Origin of the sequence: Scytonema sp. PCC 10023 (assembly GCF_963920835.1) — a bacterium.
In the GTDB taxonomy this organism is placed as follows: Bacteria; Cyanobacteriota; Cyanobacteriia; order Cyanobacteriales; family Nostocaceae; genus Kalymmatonema.
Genome location: NZ_CAWUDP010000077.1, coordinates 1 through 19,801 on the forward strand (window position 1 = coordinate 1; position 19,801 = coordinate 19,801).

Below are 19,801 nucleotides of genomic sequence, written 5' to 3' on the forward strand. Positions count from 1 at the left end.
AGGACTTCTGCACCCACAGCAACTGGTAATACCACCCCAACACCGAAACCAACCGTCACTGGCACGACTTCTGCACCCACAGCAACGCGTAATACCACCCCAACACCGAAACCAACCGCCACTGGCACGACTTCCACACCCACAGCAACAGGGACTACCATCCCAGTACCTAAGCCTTCCACTACTGGTTATCCTTCCACACCCACAGCGACAGGTACTACTACCTCAGCGCCTAACCCTTCAGGTGGTCGTTCTACTCCTTCACGCCAAAGAAACCGCCAGCCAGGTAATGTAGGTTCGCCACTTGCTACTTCCATAACACCTACTTTTAAGGAGATTAATTTTGTAGATATCGCCTTCGGTGTTCTGGCTCCGGGTGACTATCAGTCGCAAGGCAGATATTTTCATTTTTACCAGTTTGAGGGCAGAGAAAACCAATTGATTCAAATTAGACTCACGGGCAGTGCGGATCAACGTCGCTCAAACAATTTGAGTCTAGACCCCTACTTGCTTCTGCTTGACCCGAATAATCAAGTTCTCTTAAAACGAGGTACTGGTGGAGGAGTAGATAATCGAGGAGTGAAGGATGCATTTATATTTGTACGATTGCCCGCGAAGGGTACTTACAAAATTGCAGTCACAAGCCAAAACCCAGCACAAAAAGGTCGTTATAGCATAGCTCTGAGGAATGATAGAGCCAGCTACAGTTTAGATCAATCTAGCGAACTGACACCAGAGGGCTTGACCCTGAAACAAAACAGAAGCCCTTACAATGTTTCCAAGTTTCAGGGTAAGAAAAACCAGCTTGTTAGTATCCGTGTGGATAGTATTTTTGAGCAGTTTTCTCCGTATATAGTCTTGCTAAATTCTAAAGGGCAAATCGTAGCCTCGGATAGTGACAAAGACGGGAAGTACAGTGCTCTCATTGACCGTGCTAGGCTGCCGGAAGATGACACTTACTACATAGTGGTCATTTCAGCGAATGCGCAGGAACGCGGCACATACCGATTGACACTCTTTTAAGAAGAATTATGAATCTTGAATAATGAATGATGCAAGTCATGATTCGTTATTCATCATTCATCATTTCGCAGCAACGTGCCAAATCTTAATAGTCTTGTCAAAACTGCCACTAGCAAGGGTTTTACCATCTGGACTAAACGCCACAGACCAAACCCTGCTAGTATGCCCCTTTAAGGTACCTATTTGCTGTCCAGTAGCCAAATTCCAAAGTTTGATAGTTTTGTCCCAACTACTACTGGCAAGGGTTTTGCCATCAGGGCTGACAGCGACAGATAAAACCTTGTTAGTGTGCCCTGTAAAGGTAGAGATTTCTCTTTGCTTAGTAAGATTCCATGATTTCATGGTTTGGTCCCAACTGCCACTGACTAAAGTGACACCATCAGGGCTGAAAGCAAGGGAGGAAACAGCCTGGGAATGCCCTTTAAGGGTATAAGTTTCCTTTCCTGTTGCTATGTCCCACAAATTAATGCTGTTGTCAAAATAGTTACCACTAGCAAGAATCTTGCCATTTGGACTAAACGCAACGGTGTTAACGACGTCGCAAGCACCTTTGAGGGTGCGGATGTTCTCGCCTGTACCCAACTTCCACAATTTAATAGTCTGGTCCCAACTGCCACTAGCAAGGGTTGAACCATCGGCACTGATGGCAACAGACTGCACTGAAGCTAGATGTCCTGCCAGAGTCCGGATTTCTTTTCCTGTATCGAGATTCCACAGTTTGATTGTCTTGTCAGCACTACCACTGACAAGGGTCTTGCCATCTGGACTAAAAGCTACTGAATTAATCCACTGAGAATGCCCTATTAAAGTTCGGATTTCTTTTCCTGTATCGAGATTCCACAGTTTGATTGTCTTGTCTCCACTAACACTGGCAAGAGTGTGTCCATCGGGGCTAATGGCAACAGCCAAAATAGAGTCGGAGTGCCCTGCAAGGGTGTAGGCTGCAGATAAATTTCCCAAGGGTGTTGTTTGAGGTTGACTGTTGTCAGAAAAGACACTAGTGGCAGCAGGGGAAGATTGCCAATACCAAACTCCCCCAACTCCCAAAAGTGCGATCGCTACACCCGTCAACACTTTAATTTTTGAGTCAGTCATCTTTACATAACGCCTGCCAATTCTACAGTTGTGCTGCTCTCACATTGCTATTCAAAACAAATAGAGAGCATCTTACTTGTTTGGGAATACATTTACTTACCAATTGAGGCGATAATATTCCGGATTATTCATCACACTCCATAGGTATTTTTTGTAGCGTTGACAAGCTAAAACACAAAAATTAAAAAGACATTTGCCAAATCTTAATAGTTTTATCGTCACCTCCACTGACAAGAGTCTTTCCGTCCCAACTAAAGACGACAGACTGAATCCCATCAGTATGACCCTCCAAGCTGCGAATTTGCCGTCCTGTTGCCAAATTCCACAGTTTGATGGTTTTGTCAAAACTGACACTGGCAAGGATTTTACCATCGGGACTAAACGCAACAGAAGTCACTTTGCCAGAATGACCTTCGAGTGTGCGAATTTGCTGTCCTGTTGCCAAATTCCATAGTTTGATAGTTTTGTCAAAACTGCCACTGGCAAGGATTTTGCCATCGAAACTAAACGCAACAGAAGCCACTTTGCCAGAATGACCTTCGAGTGTACGAATTTGCTGTCCTGTTGCCAAATTCCAGAGTTTGATGGTTTTGTCAAAACTGCCACTGGCAAGGATTTCGTCATTGGGACTAAATGCAACAGACCGAACCCAGTTAGAATGCCCCCTGAGTGTGCGAATTTCTTCTCCTGTTGCCAAATTCCAAACTTTAATCGTGTTGTCGTCGCTGCCATCAGCAACTATCTTGCCATTATGACTAAAGGCAAGGGTATGAACTGAGTTAGTATGCCCCTCCAAAGTACGGATTTCTTGTCCCGTTGCCATATTCCAAATTTTGATCGTTCTATCCTCGCTACCACTGACCAAGGTTTCCCCATCTGAACTAATACTCAGGAAATTAACTATATCGGTATGCCCACTCAGGGTAGAGATTTCTTGCCCCGTTACCAAACTTAACAATTTGATATTGTTATTGCTGTTACTGGCAATTGTTTTGCCATCTGGGCTAATAGCGATAGATAAAATTGAGTTGGAATATCCTTTGACAGTAGAGGCTAAGGAAAAGTGTCCTAGAGGCTGTTGACGTTGATGAAAAATCACATCTCGATTGGCAGCGCTACTGTTTGATTGACTCAAACTAGAGGATATTCTCATTTCCAGACGACGGAATTGCTGATACCAAAACTTTCCTGAACCTAATAAGATGATCGCACTCCCAGCCAAGACTGAATTTCTCAACAAGATATATCGTTTTGGTACAGATGGCGACTCAGTCGCTGGTAATTTTGTTATGTGCTTTGTTGGAGTTGCTGCTCTTAATTGTGATGTTTGTTGCTGCTTGATACTCAAGTCTGCAAGTACTTCATTGGCTGATTGGTAGCGATGCTGCATATCTTTTTGCAACAGCTTATCGAGAACCTGTGCTAATTCTCCAGTGATAGGGCTTTTGAGATACTGCTGCCAATCTTGTACCCAGCTATACCCATATTCCGCCCATAGTTTAAAAGGGGAAACTCCAGTGAGCAAATGAAAGCAGGTCGCCCCGAGACTGAACAAATCACTTGCTGGATAAGCCGAACCATCTCTTATCTGTTCAATAGGGGAATAGCCTTGTGAACCAATTGAAGTCCCCATTTTTATCTTTACTTTTGCCGTTAACTGCTTTGCAGAACCAAAATCAATCAGAACTAAATTCCCCCCTGTTCCCGAAACTACTGTTGTTGAGGGTAGGGAGGCTCGACGGCGGATAATATTTTGTGGTTTTATATCTCGATGAATCACTCCTTGCTCGTGGATAAAGTTCAAAACGGGCAGTAAATCCAGCAATATTTCTTTAATTTCACTACAGTGATACTTCTTCTTGTGTTGCAATTCACTTAACAAATTCTGCCCATCGATAAACTGCTGTACTAAATACAGGTAGTTATCTTGCTCAAAGTAAGCTAAAAGCGTAGGAATTTGCGGATGCGTTCCTAATTCTTGCAGTCGCTGAGCCTCTTTTTGAAACAATTCCATTGCTTTATTCAGTGCCCAAGTTCCTTGGACTCTTGGTGCTAACTGCTTGATTACGCACCGTTCATTTAATTTATCTACATCTTCTGCTAAATAAGTTCTACCAAATCCACCTTCATCAGAAAGAACTTGAATGATATGGAAGCGATTTCGCAGCATTGCCACTAGTGGAGCGCTGCATGTTTCGCAATGCTTCTTCCCATTAGGATTTAGAGGATTTGGGCAATCAGGATTAAGGCAGCAGATCATCATTTGATAGGTGCGACTGCGTGACAGATTACGCTTAAGTTATGCCTGATTTTTTTCATAATGATCAATGGTTCTCCCTATTATACAAAATCTCAATTGCAAAAGTTTTTAATGTCAAAATTTTAAGGGCTTTACTTGAATGTCCGCAAAATCCATAAATAACGGTATTAATAAAAACTAATGAAAATCAAAAAATAATACAAAATACCAGTTTTTTTTCATTAATTATCAAGGATAAACACAGCTTGACAGATATATTTTGAAGTATCTTTACCTTTTTAGCTCTATCAATTTATTAAACATTCAATTTTTTCAAAATTTTCCTGAAATTTAGCTTAAATAGTCATAAATCTGGTTTGTAACCTTTTTATTTTTAATGAATCACAATTATTAATTTGATACATCGGGTCACTAACACTTCAATTCACCATCAAATTCTCCACATTCTTGTTCATGGCTAGCGCAAGTACTTGGTAGCCTTTGCGCTGACGACAATTGTTAAGTAAACAGATCGAAATAAATTGATCTATATAAAGATTTGTAAAAACCTCGGAAACCCGCATCCTATGAACTTCCAAATAAAAAATATTCAATCGCTTTTAAACAAGGAGGACAAGGTAGACTTGGGGGAAGAAGTCATGTTTGGCGATCGCATGATTGCGCTACGGGTTGGCATAGCCTGCGCTTTGCGCATAAGCACAATTGCGGCGATTCGGGAAGCTTGGAACTGCACATTTGACCAAGCTGACTTTGCTTTAATACCAAGTCTGTTTAAACACTCATTGTTATCAATGTGAGTACACCCCACTCCTAACGCCTCCCCAATGTTGTGAGGAACTCATCGTTTCCCTCTGGGGATTACGGGCGGGGCGGTTTTGGCGTAAGCCAAAGCTGAGGTCGGATTCTGGCGGAATAGACTCATCAACCAGGTTTGATATAAAACATCCATATGACCATGTGATATTTTCGGAGATAAGCGGTTCATTAAGCACAAAGGCTTATTGAACTCTAAAGTCTTTTCAATCTAACCAAAAACTTTTTTTTTCGCTAGTAGCAATACGATATTTTTGCGAAATCGTAACTTTTCCAGGACTCCACTAGCGCAATGAAAAATAGAAAAATTAAAGAATAGAAGGGTTATAGGGGTGTAGAGACGCAGCAGCAATGCCCCCTACATTATAAATTTTAGGTTTTGAAGAGGAAATTTCCCCTTTCCCCTCCTACACTTAGTGTAAAATCAATCAAGGTACTTCAATCGGAATCAAAGCATTTTCTGGGAGATAATTGCAGAAACGCCCTTCATCTGCAAGCACCAAAATTAGCCGTAAAGGATAATCTGGCGGAACTTGCAAATCTGCCCAAGGTACTGCCAGCTCCAAACACTTGCTCAAGGCAACTTGAGCGCGGCTAGCACGCGGATGCCATTGATAATGCTCTCCTGCTTCCCGAAACTGTATTGATTGCGTTAGTAAATTAACCTCCAAATGGTGGTGAAACTGGTAATTTACTGGAGATGTATCCGGCACTTCTGCCAGGGGAACAGGGCTGTTGTGCATCGTTTTGTCGGGATAATACCACAGTAAATTCAACTCTGGTGGCAAATCCTTTCCTGGTTGAATGCCTGCTTTGAAGTCTACCCGTAAATAGAAATTTAGGTGATCCACCCCGTACCAAAGCCGCTGAATCACACTGCTGTTATGCATTGTTCCCCGCGCCCCGCCGACTTCTACGCGTCCGGCTTTATCCCAATCTTGCTCATCGCCTTGACCATCAATGACTGGATGAATAAAGCTTTGTGGGCGATGGTCAGCCTGTGCCTCGTGGATTTCTACGGGTTGCCGGAGATAAGCAGGTATAGGTTCATTCAGCGCCTTGTATATCCTGTACAAATGTTCTCGAAACAACTGGTCGAAGATGGCATCGTGATTCGAGGAATGCCCGACACCAAACCACCAAAACCAGTCAGAACCTTCTGCTGCATACAAAGCTTCCCATGCTTCGGGGTTGTTTTCTTCCGTTGCTTCTGGATGATTGGCTAAAGTTGCCCTGGCTTGCGTTAGGTAATCCCAAGCACGATTTTTAGCAGGATCACCGATCCAAGTGGTGAAGCTGCCATCCACCCAAGAACCACTGTGCAGTTGCTCTCCTGGGATAGTTGCTGTTGGCGGAAACTGTTCGACAAATTCTGAAACGGTAACGAGTTTTATGCGTGGTTCGTTACTCAGGCTTTGATACAAAGCGTCTAAGAAGGGTTTGCCATCTTGGGGATAATATTCCCAGCAGTTTTCACCATCTAAGGCAATGGTTACTAACCAGGGTTGTTCGCTTTGGCTGTCTCTTTGCTTTCGGGCGATCGCTTGCAAGTGACCCACCAAGTCTGCAGCTGCTTGCTTTGGCGGCATGGAACCGTAGGTAAAGCCAATTAAATCTGATAATCTATGATCCCGAAAGACAATAGACACGTCACCTGCTGAAGTTTGCAAGCGGTATGGTCGGTACAGCAACTCTGGTTCTTGAACGTTCCCGGCATTATCGCGCTGGAAAAAGTGTTTCAATGTCCAGCCCAGCACCGCTTCATCTGAGCAAATCCATTTAAATCCTTGATTAATAATATACGGTAAAATTTCTGGGCTAACGGATTGTTCTGAGGGCCACAAACCTCGTGGCGTTCTTCCAAACCTATCTACATATAAATCCCAAGCTTTCCGCAAGTGCCGGGGAATGTCTTCTGCCCACCTAAACCGATATTCTGGTAAAGTCATATTAGGCACTGCAACTCGACCAGAGTTGGTATCGGCGAGCAAAGGCAAGATGGGATGAGTATAAGGCGATGTTGTCACTTCTAACTGCCCAGCATCTTGCATTGCCCGATGTTGCGGTACAATTTTGCTAATGATTTGTCGTTGTTTAGAGTAAATTCGCTGGCGATCGCCTAAAGTAAAATTCCGACCCTGCTTTAACCAAGCTTCAATTTCCGGGTCATCCCAAAACATCGGGTCAATCCACGCCAGATTATGCCAAGCTAATAAATCGCTGTAATCTTGCACCTGCCAGTTTAACAAACACCAAGCGTGTCCTTTCTCTTGCCGTTGGTTGTACAACTGTGCATAGCGGGGATGGGGATCAATCAGGGTGTGGTGATTTGCGTCGAAAAAGTGTTCGACGATAAATTCCCGTTGTTGGTCAGAAAGTTGCTCATCTGGTGTTAAGCTCAGTTCCAAATAAGGATCAAAGGCAGTGCCAGCGATGTAATCTTCAAGCTGCAATATCAGCGATGGTACCAAATTTACCGTTTGGTGCAATCGAGGATAGCGCTCTAGAATCAGCACGAGATCCAAGTAGTCCTTAGTACCATGCAAACGCACCCAGGGTAGACGATAACGCTCTTGACGAGACTGCGAAACGCCGTTGCTGGAAGAAGATTTGTACAGCGGCTGATGTTGATGCCAAATAAAGGCGACGTGGAGAGGATGAGACATAGCAAGAGTCAAGAGTCAAGGGTTAAGGGGAGCCAGCGCTATCCAAGAGGGTTTCCCGACAGAAGCAACTGGCGTTCAAGGCTCAAGGCTCAAGAGTCAAGAGTTAAAGGTCTATGGACTTTGGACTTTTGACTTTAAACTCTTGACTCTTGACTAATCACTTTTACATCACTTGCTCAACTTCTGCAATTTCGGGAATCATTTCCCTGAGGCGGCGCTCAATGCCCATTCTCAAGGTCATTGTGGAACTGGGGCAAGAACCGCAAGCACCTTGCAACCGCAGTTTGACAATCGGACCATCAAGTTCTACGACTTCCACATTGCCGCCATCAGACATGAGATATGGGCGCAATTCATCCAAAACTGTTTCGACATTGTCAATTGTAAGTTCCATAGTTGTAGACCTCTTCCCAAAATTATTATTTTCCAGTGTTGTTAAACCAATCCTAGATCTAATTCCAGCTTGATGACTTTTTGTTCTCTATCGTTAGTCTTTTGTGAGCCATCAATAACTCATGACTCATGACTCGTGACTAAACAGCTGCTGGTTCTAGTAGCTTAATATTGGAGTAGCTGAACTCAGTTGTCGTGCGAGTGCCATCTTTATACTCTTGCACAACTTGTTTAGTCATCACATAATAGTTACCAATTTTCTCATAAGAATCTTCAAATTTGAGAACGCTGGTCACTTCATTGGTTTTGGAGTTGCGGAAAATCGCATCATAGCGAGTTGCAATGTAGCCAGAACCTGTGTCCAAGCTTTCGTGGGTATCAATGATAAAACCCATGCGACCCATGACCCGACTGACCTGGGAAATTTCCTTGCCCCGGACTTTATAATTTGAACCCATAGAGTCGCCCTTCACCAGGATTTCTATCGCACCATCCGGATCTTCCTGACCAAAGCTAAACTCGTGCTTTGCATGAGACTCGTCAAAGCTTGTGCGTTTACGGTGAGTGACTATATCTCGCAATTGAGTATAAATACCTTCTTCTACTTGCTCATCTGCAACACCCGTAACTTCTACGCTGAGGTCGCCGTTTATGCGAATCTTACCTGTATGGACTTCATTTTCCTGAACAAGTTGCACATCTGCACTGTAGCCAGGAAAGTTTTCATTCCAAGTGTAACGACTTTCGTAAGCGGTTTGGAATAATTGACGGGCTGTTGTTGGATGTGTCATAAAACCTCGCGGGATGTGGGAAACTCAGAGTCTTTAGACCTGAGAGGAAAACGACACGAGCGACTTTAGTCGCCTTGAATCTTTTCTCCATTACCGCCTTGGGGTTACTTAATTCGGTGTGCTATTGTGTTGCACTTTCAACGGGACAATTACCCTTACGGGTTCGCCATGTAGCTCCAAGGAGGGTTTCCCTCCTTCAGTACTGGCTCACCGTTTCAAACTGTTCACCCCAACGGGAGAGCCAGTTCCCTAGGTCGGGAAACCCTCCTTCAGGACTGGACTCACCTGTACGCATAATGGTTTTGCTCATTCGAGCCTCCCTTTCGGGGTTAGGTTAGCCTAGATAATGTTAACGGTCGGTACTATATTGAAGACACTGGCTTAACCCAATAAACCTGTTTAATCCTCAATTTCTAGAGCTACAGACTGGCGAAAGCATCCATAGGTAGGACTTGAACACTTACCGTTAACGTAGTACGCAAGGTACTTAATCGGGTCAACTGCGATTTAAGACTTAGGCTAGAAGCCCAATGTCTTTAGACCTGGGTCGTTGACATAACCACTTTGACTTCACCTTTTTCAGTTTAGTCTAAAGTAGAGACGCATCATGCATGGTGCGTCTTTTGAACTAATCTTGTAAGTCGCTATCTGAGGATGAAACCATAACTGGTTGTTGATATAGCGGTACAGTGAATGTGACTGTTGATCCTAGCCCTTCGCCCAAACTGTAAAAATTCACCTCACCTCCCATCGCCTCTACCAGCTTTTGGGATATTGCCAGTCCTAAGCCTGTTCCGCCGTACTGGCGAGTGCGGGAGCTATCTACCTGACTAAATAATTGAAACAGTTTGTCCTGTTTGTCTAGAGAAACACCAATACCTGTGTCGGCAACACGCACTCTTACCATGCCTGGAAATTGTTGGTCTTGAAATGTCACTTTTTTGCGAACGACATCGGCACTGATAGTTATACCGCCTTCATGCGTAAATTTAATAGCATTGCCAACCAGATTTAACATCACTTGCTTCAGGCGCTGGTAATCACCATAGACGATAATTTCATCAGAGGTAGGAGGCTTTTGTATTCGGAAGCTGAGGTTTCTCCCCTCTGCCTGAGGTGCCATAAAGCTTTCTAAATCACTAAATAGCTCATCTAAGGTGACCGATCGCAATTCCAGTTCCATTTTGCCAGCTTCAATTTTGGCAATGTCCAACATATCGTTGATAATATCGAGCAGGTAAAGTGATGATTTGTGAGCTTCTTGCAGAAACTGCGTTTGTTCCTCTGGATCGTCTGCCATGCCCTCTAATATCAACTTTAAAAATCCGATGATGCCGTTGAGTGGCGTTCTCAGTTCATGGGTGACATTGGCGAGAAATTCTCTAATGCGGCGGGTGGCTTGTTCGGCTTGTTGACGTGCTTCTTCTAATTCTTTGTATAACGTTGCGTGGGCGATCGCTGTTCCTAGCTGATCTGCCACTTCTTTTGCCAGTTCAAGTTCCTCTAAGGTGATCTGGGAACACATTTTGCTGAGAGTAACAGCAATTAATCCATTTGGCTGGTCTTGGTAGCAAGTCGTCACTACTAACATTCTCTGCTGGTTAAACAGAGGATGTTGTGGCTTTTCTACTAGAATAGGTTGTAAAGTTGCCAATGCTTGGGCAAAGCCTGGCTCAGAAGCCATATCTATTTCCAAGCCAAGCATAGAACCATTATTTGGTTGGCGGTACTCTGCTATCACCTGCACTTTCGTGCTAGATGATTGGTAGGGACAAATGATGCAGCGTTCCACTTGCAGCGCTTCCCCCAAACTATCCACCGTTTGTTGCCAAATAATATCCAGATCCAATGTCCGCCGGATATTTCTGGTAATTTGGTTGATCAGGTTATGGTGGCGCTGTGAATGTCTCGCTGCTTGCTCTACGCGTGTTTGAGAACCGAAGTTCTCTTCTTTGCTGAGTGCTGTTTGCAGCAGCCGTCCCATGACTAAAACTGTTGTTGGGGTGCTTGCCAACGAAGGCATGATTGGACTGATCACCAGCTCCAACTCAAACAACTGCTGGTTGTAGCTAAACCAGCACTGATACCTTTGCGGCATCAAAGTTGTTAAAACTTGCTGCAAGATGTACAAATATGCTGCCTGATCCACTGGTGAAAAGGCACATTCTTTGCCGTTTTGGTCTGCAACGAGCTGCTGTGGGTTTAACCCTAAGCATTCGCTGTGTTCCCACCAGAAAGTCAGGTAGCGTCCTGTACCATCTTGCGTGTACACCAACTCGGCTCCTAAATTTGCCCATGAGCCATTAGTGTTACTGGTAATATCTTCTAGATTTTTTGACAATATGTTCGACCTTTGGGAGTTAGCAGTAATACTCATGACTCGAGTTGGATAAGTAAATGGCACCCCAAAAAAGCTTTGCTATTCGCTGCTGAAAGTTTGGCATAAATTTTTTAGATTTAGCATACTTGAGCGGCGATTTTTGGTTGTTCTAAAGTCTAGCATCGGAGATTTTACATTTTTTAATCCTCCATATATATCTTACTTTTTAGCTTTTTTTTAGATTTTTTTTGAGTTTAATCGTTCCATTCCCCTCGAGGTGGTAAAGGTTTACGCACAGGGTTGCGCGTCAGTTCATCATCTCTTGGGGTTTCACCCCTCAGCCACTGGCGGATCGCCACCTCAATCACTTTGCTGGGGTCATTGGTGAGATGCTGAATTTGTTCTAGTAACTCGGAGTCTAGGCGAATAGCAATCTCTACCTTATCGGCAAGTCTTTGTTCCGCATCGGTAGCTTTCTCTTTCATATTCATAGGGTGAATTTAGTGAATTTGTTTTTTCCAAGGCTTTGTAAAGTAGCTCTATTCACACAGCAGGGCTGTTGCGGCTTGCAATCGCCCATAATCGATATGAATGCACTTCTTGTTGTTTATTGTACGCCTCTAACTGATGAATACTAGAAGCTATGGATAGACCTTCATAAAACCTCGCGTTCGTTTTGGAAACCCTGTGTTTTTAAGCCAGGGAGGAAACACGACTCGCGCTCATATCTTCTTGAAAGCCCACAAGTCAATATTCATTTGTCAATAGTCAATAGTCAATAGTCATCAGTCATCAGTCATCAGTCATCAGTCATGAGTGATTGCTCCCCCTCACTCCCCCACTCCCTCACTCCCCCACTCCCTCATCTCCCTCATCTCCCTCATCTCCCTCATCCCCCTCATCTCCCTCACTCCCCCACTCCCTCACTCCCTCACTCCCCCCATCTCCCAATAGCACCGTCTCACCTAAGAAAGCATTAAAATACGTTAAGTAGTATATTGCTCTTTTATCCCTTGTTGCCGCTAAAGCAAAGAAGTATATGACTGACGTTCCCGCAGCTCGCATTCGGAATTTTTGTATTATTGCTCACATTGATCATGGTAAATCTACTCTAGCAGACCGCTTGCTGCAAGTGACAGGCACTGTAGACAAGCGGGAGATGAAGGAACAATTTCTCGACAACATGGATTTGGAACGGGAGCGCGGCATTACCATTAAGCTGCAAGCTGCCCGTATGAATTATAAGGCAAAAGATGGTCAGGAGTATGTACTGAATTTAATTGATACACCAGGACATGTGGATTTTTCGTATGAAGTATCCCGCAGTCTTGCAGCTTGCGAAGGTGCGCTGTTGGTAGTAGACGCTTCCCAGGGAGTGGAAGCGCAAACCCTGGCAAATGTCTATTTAGCTCTAGAGCATAACTTGGAAATTATTCCAGTTTTGAATAAAATTGACTTACCTGGAGCAGAACCAAACAGAGTCATCAGCGAAATTGAAGAAATTATTGGTTTAGATTGCAGCGGTGCAATTCTCGCCTCTGCCAAAGAGGGTATAGGCATTGACGAGATTTTAGAGGCAATTGTTGAGCGTGTACCACCGCCACAAAACACGGTGAAGGACCGATTAAGAGCATTAATTTTTGATAGCTACTACGACAGCTACCGGGGAGTGATTGTTTATTTCCGGGTGATGGATGGCACAGTCAAGAAGGGCGATCGCATCTACCTAATGGCGTCTGGCAAAGAATACGAAATTGATGAGTTAGGAGTGCTTTCTCCCACCCAAAAGCAAGTGCAAGAACTGCATGCTGGGGAAGTAGGTTATTTAGGCGCAGCAATTAAAGCTGTAGCTGATGCACGGGTGGGAGATACAATAACCTTATCCAACGCCAAAGCTGCTGAACCATTGCCTGGTTACACAGAAGCTAACCCGATGGTCTTTTGTGGGATGTTCCCGATTGATGCTGACCAATTTGGAGACTTGCGCGAAGCTTTGGATAAGCTGAAACTCAACGATGCAGCGCTGCACTTTGAACCAGAAACTTCTAGCGCGATGGGTTTTGGCTTCCGCTGTGGCTTCTTAGGCTTGCTGCACATGGAAATTGTGCAAGAACGCCTAGAACGAGAGTACGACTTGGATTTAATCATTACCGCCCCCTCAGTGGTTTATAAAGTGATCACCGTCAAAGGTGAAGAACTGTACATCGACAACCCCAGTCACTTACCTTCTCCTAACGAACGGGAAAAAATCGAAGAACCTTACGTTCAAGTGGATATGATTACGCCAGAAACTTACGTCGGCACTTTGATGGAGTTGGCGCAAAATCGGCGTGGTGTCTTTAAAGACATGAAATATCTCACTCAAGGACGCACCACACTCACTTACGAGTTGCCTTTGGCAGAAGTAGTTACGGACTTTTTTGACCAAATGAAATCCCGCTCGCGGGGATATGCCAGCATGGAATATCAACTTATTGGCTACCGCGAAAATCCCCTTGTGAAGCTGGATATTATGATCAATGGCGATCCAGTGGATTCCTTGGCGATGATTGTCCACAGAGATAAAGCATACAACGTCGGACGGTCAATGGCTGAGAAGCTAAAAGAATTGATTCCCCGCCATCAATTCAAAGTGCCTATTCAAGCATCAATTGGCAGTAAAGTTATTGCCAGCGAACATATCCCAGCTTTACGCAAAGACGTGCTTGCCAAGTGCTACGGCGGTGATATTAGCCGGAAGAAAAAACTTTTGCAGAAGCAGGCAAAAGGTAAAAAGCGGATGAAATCGGTGGGCACAGTGGATGTACCGCAAGAAGCCTTTATGGCGGTGCTGCGTTTGGATCAGCAGTAACTCGTTTAAGGGCGTTGCTGATTTGAAGTATGAATCCAAGTGTAGAGACGTACCATGGTAGGTCTCTACAAGCGTTTGGAATCACACCACATCTTATGATTAGACCACATATCTGTGGGTTGGGCATTGCCCATAAAGCTTGTGTCATGGACATTTAATATATTGTGCGGCAATGCCTACCTTACACAAAAGCGGTGTAACGTGCTGAAAATTCGACTCTACGACGGAAATGATTTAGAAGAGATTGTTCAGCTTTGGTATCAAACTTGGCACGAAACATTTCCCAACATTCAACATCCACAGCCATATTCTGCATGGAAATCTCGCTTTCGTGATGATCTGGCTGTCAAAGGAGAAATTTGGGTTGCCGAAGTTGAATATTACATTGTGGGCTTTGTCGTAGTGATAAAAGAACAACAGTATTTATCACAGATTTTTGTAAATCCTGAATATCAGAACTGTGGTATTGGTTCAGCCTTACTTAACAAAGCTAAAAAAATTTGTCCAGAAGGACTAACGCTACAAACATTGCAACAAAATACACGAGCTTGCATATTTTATGAGAAACATGGCTTTAAAGCTGGCAAGCTCACAGTAAACAAAATTAATGGGCAACCTAATATTGAATACTACTGGAAGCTTGAGATATAGAGTATCATCATATACGTTAAATCATACCCTGAACGCGGTAACATAGCGCTTCTCGTTCGGATGAAGTACAAATTTATCTGTGTCCATCTGTGTCCATCTGTGGTTCTTATTTCTTGATGTATTGCACTCAACACCAGAACCGCTATAAACGCAGGCTAAGAGGATGTTTGGAAAGTGTAGTTTTGTACCAAAATTTATCAATGATCCCCCTAAATCCCCCTTAAAAAGGGGGACTTTTACCCCCCTTTTTAAGGGGGGCAGGGGGGATCAAATAAAATATTTTATACTTCTCAAACATCCTCTAAGCTACCAATTATGTACACATGGTGAGAAAAAAGCCAGTAGCGCGACCAGGAGAAAGACCATAGGTTGTTAGTGACATTCTCCCCATCCTGCCTTGCGGCTGAGGATGCGGCTTCTCCAAATCGCTTTGAAGAAATTTCCTGCTTCATTGGTCGTTACTCCAGATGCCCGAAGGACAAGCCATACAGCAACACCCACGTTCCGATACCTCCACAGGCAGTTTAGAGATTCCTGATGCCCCACGGAATCTTTGTACAAGAAGCAAAAAGCTTTGTACAACCAAACCAAATTGGTTTTACGCACCGATGGTTTCATGCATAAAGCAATCTTTCTCGATGCAACGCCCTACCAATTGTCAAGGTTCTGTACCGTTCCCAGAGTTTGCACTGTTCACCTGCATTGCAGTTCGTTTGTGTCAATCTGGTCAGTGGTTAGCTGATACGACTATGATAGCATATGTTTAGATTTTGTGTAGACATTGTTATCATAAAAGCTAAAGGATTGCATCCTTCGGATTAGCGAGCGTAGATTGAATAAAATTCGGTTATATGCTGCAAGCAAAGAAAAGACGATTACTCAAATCATTGAAGACTACATTGACCGACTACCAACCCCAGAGATTGGCAACTCTTCAGGCATCCCATTTCCTCTCAAGGAATAGCGGATTGAATTGGTTAGGGATGTCTTCATCATTGCCCGCTGTCCATCCCCACCTTATGGGTACATTGAAGGTGGGGACTTCCGCGATGCCGTTAAAGCTTGCCTGTGATACTGGCTGCACATATCACAACACTGTCTCATTATCAATATATGACTAAAGTCATGTCAAATCCATGACTTTTATCTCTAGCTTCATAAGATTTGATTAGCTACTTTACAAATAGCTATGAGTTACTTCTGTTGCTCCAATGTTGCTCCAATTTGAGCATTGAAAAATTTTTCTCGGTGCTCTCATCGGATGATGTATGCTTAGCACTATCCATCGTAAATTATGGAGAAAACCTATAGTAACATTAGCTGAAACATAATTTCCACAAGGTGCACTATTCGCTTCAAAAGACATTCCTGATGTTTTCTAGAGGTTTGAACATGAAATTCGTATACCTTACTTCTGTATCAATAACTTTGGTAGCGATTGTTGTTCTTGTTTACAGTAAAAATTTCTATGCAAGTTCTATGTGTGTAAATCCCAATACTGCATCCTTGGATGAAACAGTAGGTAGCTCTTTGCCAGAGAATACAAGGTACAACTTTTTAGATGTGGTGATTGACCACAGTATCAATTAAATAAAAATAAATAAAAATAGGTAAATAAAGAGAGAATGGGTGGAGTTCAAGAGAACACGTGTTTAAGCAAAGCCCAACTGTTAAAACTTGAATTTGGTTTATGCATTCCTCGTCGGACATTTGTCAATAAGGTCTAATCAAACACATACTTTTCCGCCACTTTCCAGTAGCGGGAGAAGCGCTTAAGGTCAATATAACCGTCGTAGTCAAAAAACGGTTCTACTTCAAAAACTTCCAGTTCCACAGAACGCTCAATTTCGTCGCAGATAGCATCAAATCGAGGGCTGGGACTGTTTGCTGTGACGACTTTGTTGGTATTATGCTCTTTGGCAAAAGCTAAAACTTCTTTTGCGACATCGCCACGGCGAATGAGAACGGGTAACTCTAGCAAGCATTCGTAGATAAAGGCGATGCGTTTGAGGCTCAGTTGCCATTCTTCAATTAAAGCATCATCCCAAACCCAGATGGCGGGTGCGTCGGGGTATTCTTGTAGGGCGGGGTTTTGGGGACTGAGACAGTCTCCGTGTATCCAAACAATTGGTTTGCTCATCAGCTATTTCGTATCTGTTCGTCAAACTTGCGTAAAGCCGGGTTGCCAGGATTCTCTTTACGAGCAGCAATGAGTAGCTCTTCTAGTTTTCCCTCAGCTTCAGCCCATTCTATCAGGTTGGATACGACTTCCGAGAGATTTGCACCTGCTGCGATCGCATCCAAGTTCTCATCTAACCGGAAGCGAACCATCTGCTTTAGTTTTCCGGGAGTCGGAAATGCATTCAGAAGTGCCTTTTGGAACTGCTGCAATCGTTCGCCATTGAACCATAGTTCAGTTGGCTTTTGTTGGGGTGATGATTGAGTTCCGGTAATTCCCCACACCAACTTCTTCAATGCTTGAACATCGTCAATGCTTTTAGAAAAATCTACCCATGTATACTCTTTTAAAAATACTAGTTTTTCAGGAAGTTTAGTCACTCCTGGAAGCAGAATGGGGATTAAGGGAATGCCCTTTTCAACACATCTTGTTGTTAATGAGCGCACTTCCATTTCTTGCCATTTTCCTAATCCTTGCAAACCAATAAAAATGGCGGCAGATTTAACGAGTGGAATGGCTTTTTGGATTTCATCTTGAAATGATCTTCCTGGTGGAATTTGTTCTTCATCAAACCATATTTTAATGTTGCGTGTTTTGAGTTGATGAGCAATGGTTCTCACTTCCGGCTTGTCTGCACTGTTGTGTGCTAGGAAGACATCGAATTCTTCGCTTTCAGGTTGTTCTTGAGTATTTGATATTTCTGGCATATATAAATATTGTCTGCAAATCCAAAAATAGTATTAAATCATAATAAATTACATTCATACATATCACCTCATCCTGCCCTATCGGGCATCCCTCTCCTTACTAAGGAGAGGGAAAGATTTTAGCGCAGCTAAAAGCGAGGGTGAGGTTTCTCCACTAGCATGGTTTTAAATGTCTGCCAGGCGATGTTTGATAGCGTTGTTCTCGTTTGGTGCGGGTGATACACAGTGCCAGGTATCGGAAAGCCAGAAAGCACAAGGTTTCGTCAAATCCACCTTGGTTGCAAATCTTAATAATCTCAGGAACCTTTATAGGTTACACCTTGCAAGTCTGGATGCGAGACCAAACAAATTATTCATTCCACGTATCTTATTTAGAAAGTCTAAATCATCTAAATCATCTATCTCTCTCACTGTTATTTGTTCACTACCTGTCTTTGACATCTCAAAGTCTAAATCATCATCAAAGTCTTGTTCACTTTGTTCACTACCTGCCTTTGCCAAATCATCATCAAAATCTTGTTCACTACCTGTCCTTGCCCATAGGGAGATGACCTTAACAGGGAGATGACCTTCCCTAGCTGTTTTGGTGAAGTGAAGTTCATCGTAACTTAGCCATTCTTTTTGCGGTATTGCCACGTCATAACGCCAACGACTACGCCAGCCAACGTAATCACCAAACTTCTCCCAGATTCCATAATCAGCGCCTGGTTTGCCACCGACGCTTTCCCAAATACGCTTTTGTACGCTAAAGCCGAAGCGTCCATTGCTGTATTTTACCCAAAGTTGGTCAATAGTGCGGAGGTCAGTGCAGGGAAAATTTTCGATAGACTTTATACTAAGCCAACCTTCTTTTTCTCGCTCTGCTACTTGGAGCATAACTGCCAGAGTTTCCTCATCCGCTTCTTTCCACTTGCCAGCAGCTAGCAAATCTCGCAGACGTGTGTAATCTACTCCCTTCTCAGAACTGAGGTCATCTTGCTCGCTTTGTGGATTTTGTCGGGTAATACCCCACACAAGTAGGTCCAGTGCCTCAGTATCATTAATGCCGCCGTTAAAGCTTACGCATATCCTGTCTCTGAGTATGGCGGGTAAACTTGAAATAACGACAACACCTGGTAGTAACACTGGAATGATGGGAGTATTTTTCCCTAAAGTTAACCTGGTCAATTTTTCTATAGACCACCTAGTTGCCCACGCTTCCAAACCCGCTTCGCCAATAAAAACGGCAACAGTTTTGCTGTGTTCTAGTCCCTGTTCGATGGTATCTGTTATGCTATCCCCAGCGTAAATTTGGTCTTCATCAAGCCAAGGTTTTAGTCCACGCTGCTTAAGTTTTTGAGCAATGTTTCTAACTTCTTGCCTATCCTGACTATTGTAAAAGAACAACACATCGAATTGGTTTGAAGCAGGTTCATCTGAGGCAAAGGAGGTAATTGGGAGGTAAGGAAGCTCCTCAAGTTCTTGCTGCATCGCGATGAACCATTCCCGCTCCCCTCTACCTAAGCTAGCATTCGCTTCTGCTTCATCCAGCCACTCTTTTGCCTTAGCAGGATCTAGAAAATTGAGTGCAGTCAGTTGTTGTGCCCGTTCTAATTCAACTCGATCTGCCCAAGGGGAATGATATTCGACATACTGCCAAAGCAGCGTAGCAATATCTCGAATTCGTTGTTGAGCATCTTCCCTGCTCATCAATTTCTGCAACAACTCACTACGAATTTCTGGCTCAATTTCATACAATTCTGCGTCAATTTCACGACACAGCCCAGAAGTGAGAAACTCAAACTCGACGGTATAAGGAAGTTGCTCAGGTGGATCGAGAAAAAAGTTAATTCGCAGAAAGTGCAGCAAGTCAGGATTTAAGGCAACGGGCATTGCAGCGTGATAAGCCAGTTGCAAGGCTGCATCTCCATCCTTACCACATCTACGCTTAAAGTCATTCAAACGCCGCTCTACAAGTTTGCTAGACATGGTGGGAGTCATCTTGGGTTTGTTTAATTGCCCATTGTCTTAAAAGCAGCCCACCCCCTACCCCTCCCCGCAAGCGAGGAGGGG

19 protein-coding genes are annotated in these 19,801 nt (G+C 43.7%); 8 read left to right on the forward strand and 11 right to left on the reverse strand.

Translation table 11 applies throughout. From position 1 onward, the window contains the following. Positions 1-1,023: peptidase (locus tag ACM0OZ_RS34495; protein WP_414587342.1), on the forward strand; the 1,023-nt coding region annotated here is incomplete at its 5' end. 60 nt (positions 1,024-1,083) lie between these two features. Here ACM0OZ_RS34495 and ACM0OZ_RS34500 read toward each other — a convergent pair. Then, positions 1,084-2,118: a WD40 repeat domain-containing protein gene (locus tag ACM0OZ_RS34500; RefSeq protein ID WP_414587343.1), complete on the reverse strand. Its 1,035-nt coding sequence runs from the start codon at positions 2,116-2,118 to the stop codon at positions 1,084-1,086. Between the two features lie 181 nt (positions 2,119-2,299). Next, positions 2,300-4,378, reverse strand: coding sequence for a protein kinase domain-containing protein (locus tag ACM0OZ_RS34505; RefSeq protein WP_414587381.1), 2,079 nt, complete (start codon positions 4,376-4,378; stop codon positions 2,300-2,302). A 566-nt stretch (positions 4,379-4,944) separates the two neighbouring features. Here ACM0OZ_RS34505 and ACM0OZ_RS34510 point away from each other — a divergent pair. Then, entirely contained in the window at positions 4,945-5,175 is a 231-nt protein-coding gene (locus tag ACM0OZ_RS34510; RefSeq protein WP_414587344.1) for a hypothetical protein, read from the forward strand. 444 nt (positions 5,176-5,619) lie between these two features. On the opposite strand, the gene ACM0OZ_RS34515 is transcribed toward ACM0OZ_RS34510, so the two are convergent. The 5 genes from ACM0OZ_RS34515 to ACM0OZ_RS34535 all read right to left on the reverse strand — a co-directional run bounded on the left by ACM0OZ_RS34515 (position 5,620) and on the right by ACM0OZ_RS34535 (position 11,852). Further along, a complete protein-coding gene (locus ACM0OZ_RS34515; RefSeq protein WP_414587345.1) occupies positions 5,620-7,857 on the reverse strand; it encodes a glycoside hydrolase in 2,238 nt (745 codons plus the stop codon). Positions 7,858-8,020: 163 nt separating this feature from the next. Further along, a complete protein-coding gene (locus tag ACM0OZ_RS34520) occupies positions 8,021-8,251 on the reverse strand; it encodes a NifU family protein (protein ID WP_073635024.1) in 231 nt (76 codons plus the stop codon). A 139-nt stretch (positions 8,252-8,390) separates the two neighbouring features. Then, positions 8,391-9,041 carry a DUF3386 domain-containing protein gene (locus ACM0OZ_RS34525; RefSeq protein WP_414587346.1) on the reverse strand — a complete coding sequence of 217 codons (651 nt, stop codon included), beginning with the start codon at positions 9,039-9,041 and terminating at the stop codon, positions 8,391-8,393. 628 nt (positions 9,042-9,669) lie between these two features. Beyond that, positions 9,670-11,418, reverse strand: a complete 1,749-nt coding sequence (locus tag ACM0OZ_RS34530; RefSeq protein ID WP_414587347.1) for a sensor histidine kinase — start codon at positions 11,416-11,418, stop codon at positions 9,670-9,672. Between the two features lie 197 nt (positions 11,419-11,615). Then, positions 11,616-11,852 (reverse strand): hypothetical protein, encoded by a 237-nt coding sequence (locus ACM0OZ_RS34535; RefSeq protein WP_041036982.1) that lies wholly within the window; start codon positions 11,850-11,852, stop codon positions 11,616-11,618. Between the two features lie 329 nt (positions 11,853-12,181). Between ACM0OZ_RS34535 and ACM0OZ_RS34540 the strand changes: the two genes are divergently transcribed. From ACM0OZ_RS34540 to ACM0OZ_RS34550, 3 genes are all read left to right on the forward strand, one after another. Further along, a complete protein-coding gene (locus ACM0OZ_RS34540) occupies positions 12,182-12,355 on the forward strand; it encodes a hypothetical protein (RefSeq protein ID WP_414587348.1) in 174 nt (57 codons plus the stop codon). A gap of 45 nt (positions 12,356-12,400) precedes the next feature. Next, the gene (gene lepA / locus ACM0OZ_RS34545; protein WP_414587349.1) at positions 12,401-14,212 is read left to right on the forward strand and encodes a translation elongation factor 4; all 1,812 of its coding nucleotides are present in this window, start codon (positions 12,401-12,403) and stop codon (positions 14,210-14,212) included. A gap of 141 nt (positions 14,213-14,353) precedes the next feature. Further along, the gene (locus ACM0OZ_RS34550; RefSeq protein ID WP_414587350.1) at positions 14,354-14,863 is read left to right on the forward strand and encodes a GNAT family N-acetyltransferase; all 510 of its coding nucleotides are present in this window, start codon (positions 14,354-14,356) and stop codon (positions 14,861-14,863) included. A gap of 290 nt (positions 14,864-15,153) precedes the next feature. Here the strand turns inward: ACM0OZ_RS34550 and ACM0OZ_RS34555 are convergent, their stop codons facing one another. Then, positions 15,154-15,315, reverse strand: coding sequence for a hypothetical protein (locus tag ACM0OZ_RS34555; RefSeq protein WP_414587351.1), 162 nt, complete (start codon positions 15,313-15,315; stop codon positions 15,154-15,156). Between the two features lie 15 nt (positions 15,316-15,330). Here ACM0OZ_RS34555 and ACM0OZ_RS34560 point away from each other — a divergent pair, with 15 nt between their 5' ends. The 3 genes from ACM0OZ_RS34560 (at position 15,331) to ACM0OZ_RS34570 (ending at position 16,453) form a co-directional block, all read left to right on the forward strand. Continuing rightward, positions 15,331-15,630, forward strand: coding sequence for a hypothetical protein (locus ACM0OZ_RS34560; protein WP_414587352.1), 300 nt, complete (start codon positions 15,331-15,333; stop codon positions 15,628-15,630). Between the two features lie 65 nt (positions 15,631-15,695). Next, the gene (locus ACM0OZ_RS34565) at positions 15,696-15,827 is read left to right on the forward strand and encodes a hypothetical protein (RefSeq protein WP_414587353.1); all 132 of its coding nucleotides are present in this window, start codon (positions 15,696-15,698) and stop codon (positions 15,825-15,827) included. 428 nt (positions 15,828-16,255) lie between these two features. Continuing rightward, positions 16,256-16,453 carry a hypothetical protein gene (locus tag ACM0OZ_RS34570; protein WP_414587354.1) on the forward strand — a complete coding sequence of 66 codons (198 nt, stop codon included), beginning with the start codon at positions 16,256-16,258 and terminating at the stop codon, positions 16,451-16,453. Between the two features lie 133 nt (positions 16,454-16,586). On the opposite strand, the gene ACM0OZ_RS34575 is transcribed toward ACM0OZ_RS34570, so the two are convergent. The 3 genes from ACM0OZ_RS34575 to ACM0OZ_RS34585 all read right to left on the reverse strand — a co-directional run bounded on the left by ACM0OZ_RS34575 (position 16,587) and on the right by ACM0OZ_RS34585 (position 19,717). Next, positions 16,587-17,003 carry a hypothetical protein gene (locus ACM0OZ_RS34575; RefSeq protein ID WP_414587355.1) on the reverse strand — a complete coding sequence of 139 codons (417 nt, stop codon included), beginning with the start codon at positions 17,001-17,003 and terminating at the stop codon, positions 16,587-16,589. Next, the gene (locus ACM0OZ_RS34580; RefSeq protein WP_414587356.1) at positions 17,003-17,749 is read right to left on the reverse strand and encodes an effector-associated domain EAD1-containing protein; all 747 of its coding nucleotides are present in this window, start codon (positions 17,747-17,749) and stop codon (positions 17,003-17,005) included. The genes ACM0OZ_RS34575 and ACM0OZ_RS34580 overlap by 1 nt, the downstream gene beginning before the upstream one ends. A 306-nt stretch (positions 17,750-18,055) precedes the next feature. Then, positions 18,056-19,717 carry a GUN4 domain-containing protein gene (locus tag ACM0OZ_RS34585; protein WP_414587357.1) on the reverse strand — a complete coding sequence of 554 codons (1,662 nt, stop codon included), beginning with the start codon at positions 19,715-19,717 and terminating at the stop codon, positions 18,056-18,058. Positions 19,718-19,801: the final 84 nt, after the last annotated feature.

What these genes read in the sequence shown, in the direction of transcription:
- ACM0OZ_RS34500 (WP_414587343.1), bottom strand. Translation starts at nt 2,118, where the DNA reads ATGACTGACTCAAAAATTAAAGTGTTGACGGGTGTAGCGATCGCACTT.
- ACM0OZ_RS34505 (WP_414587381.1), bottom strand. Translation starts at nt 4,378, where the DNA reads ATGATCTGCTGCCTTAATCCTGATTGCCCAAATCCTCTAAATCCTAAT.
- ACM0OZ_RS34510 (WP_414587344.1), top strand. Translation starts at nt 4,945, where the DNA reads ATGAACTTCCAAATAAAAAATATTCAATCGCTTTTAAACAAGGAGGAC.
- ACM0OZ_RS34515 (WP_414587345.1), bottom strand. Translation starts at nt 7,857, where the DNA reads ATGTCTCATCCTCTCCACGTCGCCTTTATTTGGCATCAACATCAGCCG.
- ACM0OZ_RS34520 (WP_073635024.1), bottom strand. Translation starts at nt 8,251, where the DNA reads ATGGAACTTACAATTGACAATGTCGAAACAGTTTTGGATGAATTGCGC.
- ACM0OZ_RS34525 (WP_414587346.1), bottom strand. Translation starts at nt 9,041, where the DNA reads ATGACACATCCAACAACAGCCCGTCAATTATTCCAAACCGCTTACGAA.
- ACM0OZ_RS34530 (WP_414587347.1), bottom strand. Translation starts at nt 11,418, where the DNA reads ATGAGTATTACTGCTAACTCCCAAAGGTCGAACATATTGTCAAAAAAT.
- ACM0OZ_RS34535 (WP_041036982.1), bottom strand. Translation starts at nt 11,852, where the DNA reads ATGAATATGAAAGAGAAAGCTACCGATGCGGAACAAAGACTTGCCGAT.
- lepA (WP_414587349.1), top strand. Translation starts at nt 12,401, where the DNA reads ATGACTGACGTTCCCGCAGCTCGCATTCGGAATTTTTGTATTATTGCT.
- ACM0OZ_RS34555 (WP_414587351.1), bottom strand. Translation starts at nt 15,315, where the DNA reads ATGAAGCAGGAAATTTCTTCAAAGCGATTTGGAGAAGCCGCATCCTCA.
- ACM0OZ_RS34560 (WP_414587352.1), top strand. Translation starts at nt 15,331, where the DNA reads ATGCCCGAAGGACAAGCCATACAGCAACACCCACGTTCCGATACCTCC.
- ACM0OZ_RS34570 (WP_414587354.1), top strand. Translation starts at nt 16,256, where the DNA reads ATGAAATTCGTATACCTTACTTCTGTATCAATAACTTTGGTAGCGATT.
- ACM0OZ_RS34575 (WP_414587355.1), bottom strand. Translation starts at nt 17,003, where the DNA reads ATGAGCAAACCAATTGTTTGGATACACGGAGACTGTCTCAGTCCCCAA.
- ACM0OZ_RS34580 (WP_414587356.1), bottom strand. Translation starts at nt 17,749, where the DNA reads ATGCCAGAAATATCAAATACTCAAGAACAACCTGAAAGCGAAGAATTC.
- ACM0OZ_RS34585 (WP_414587357.1), bottom strand. Translation starts at nt 19,717, where the DNA reads ATGTCTAGCAAACTTGTAGAGCGGCGTTTGAATGACTTTAAGCGTAGA.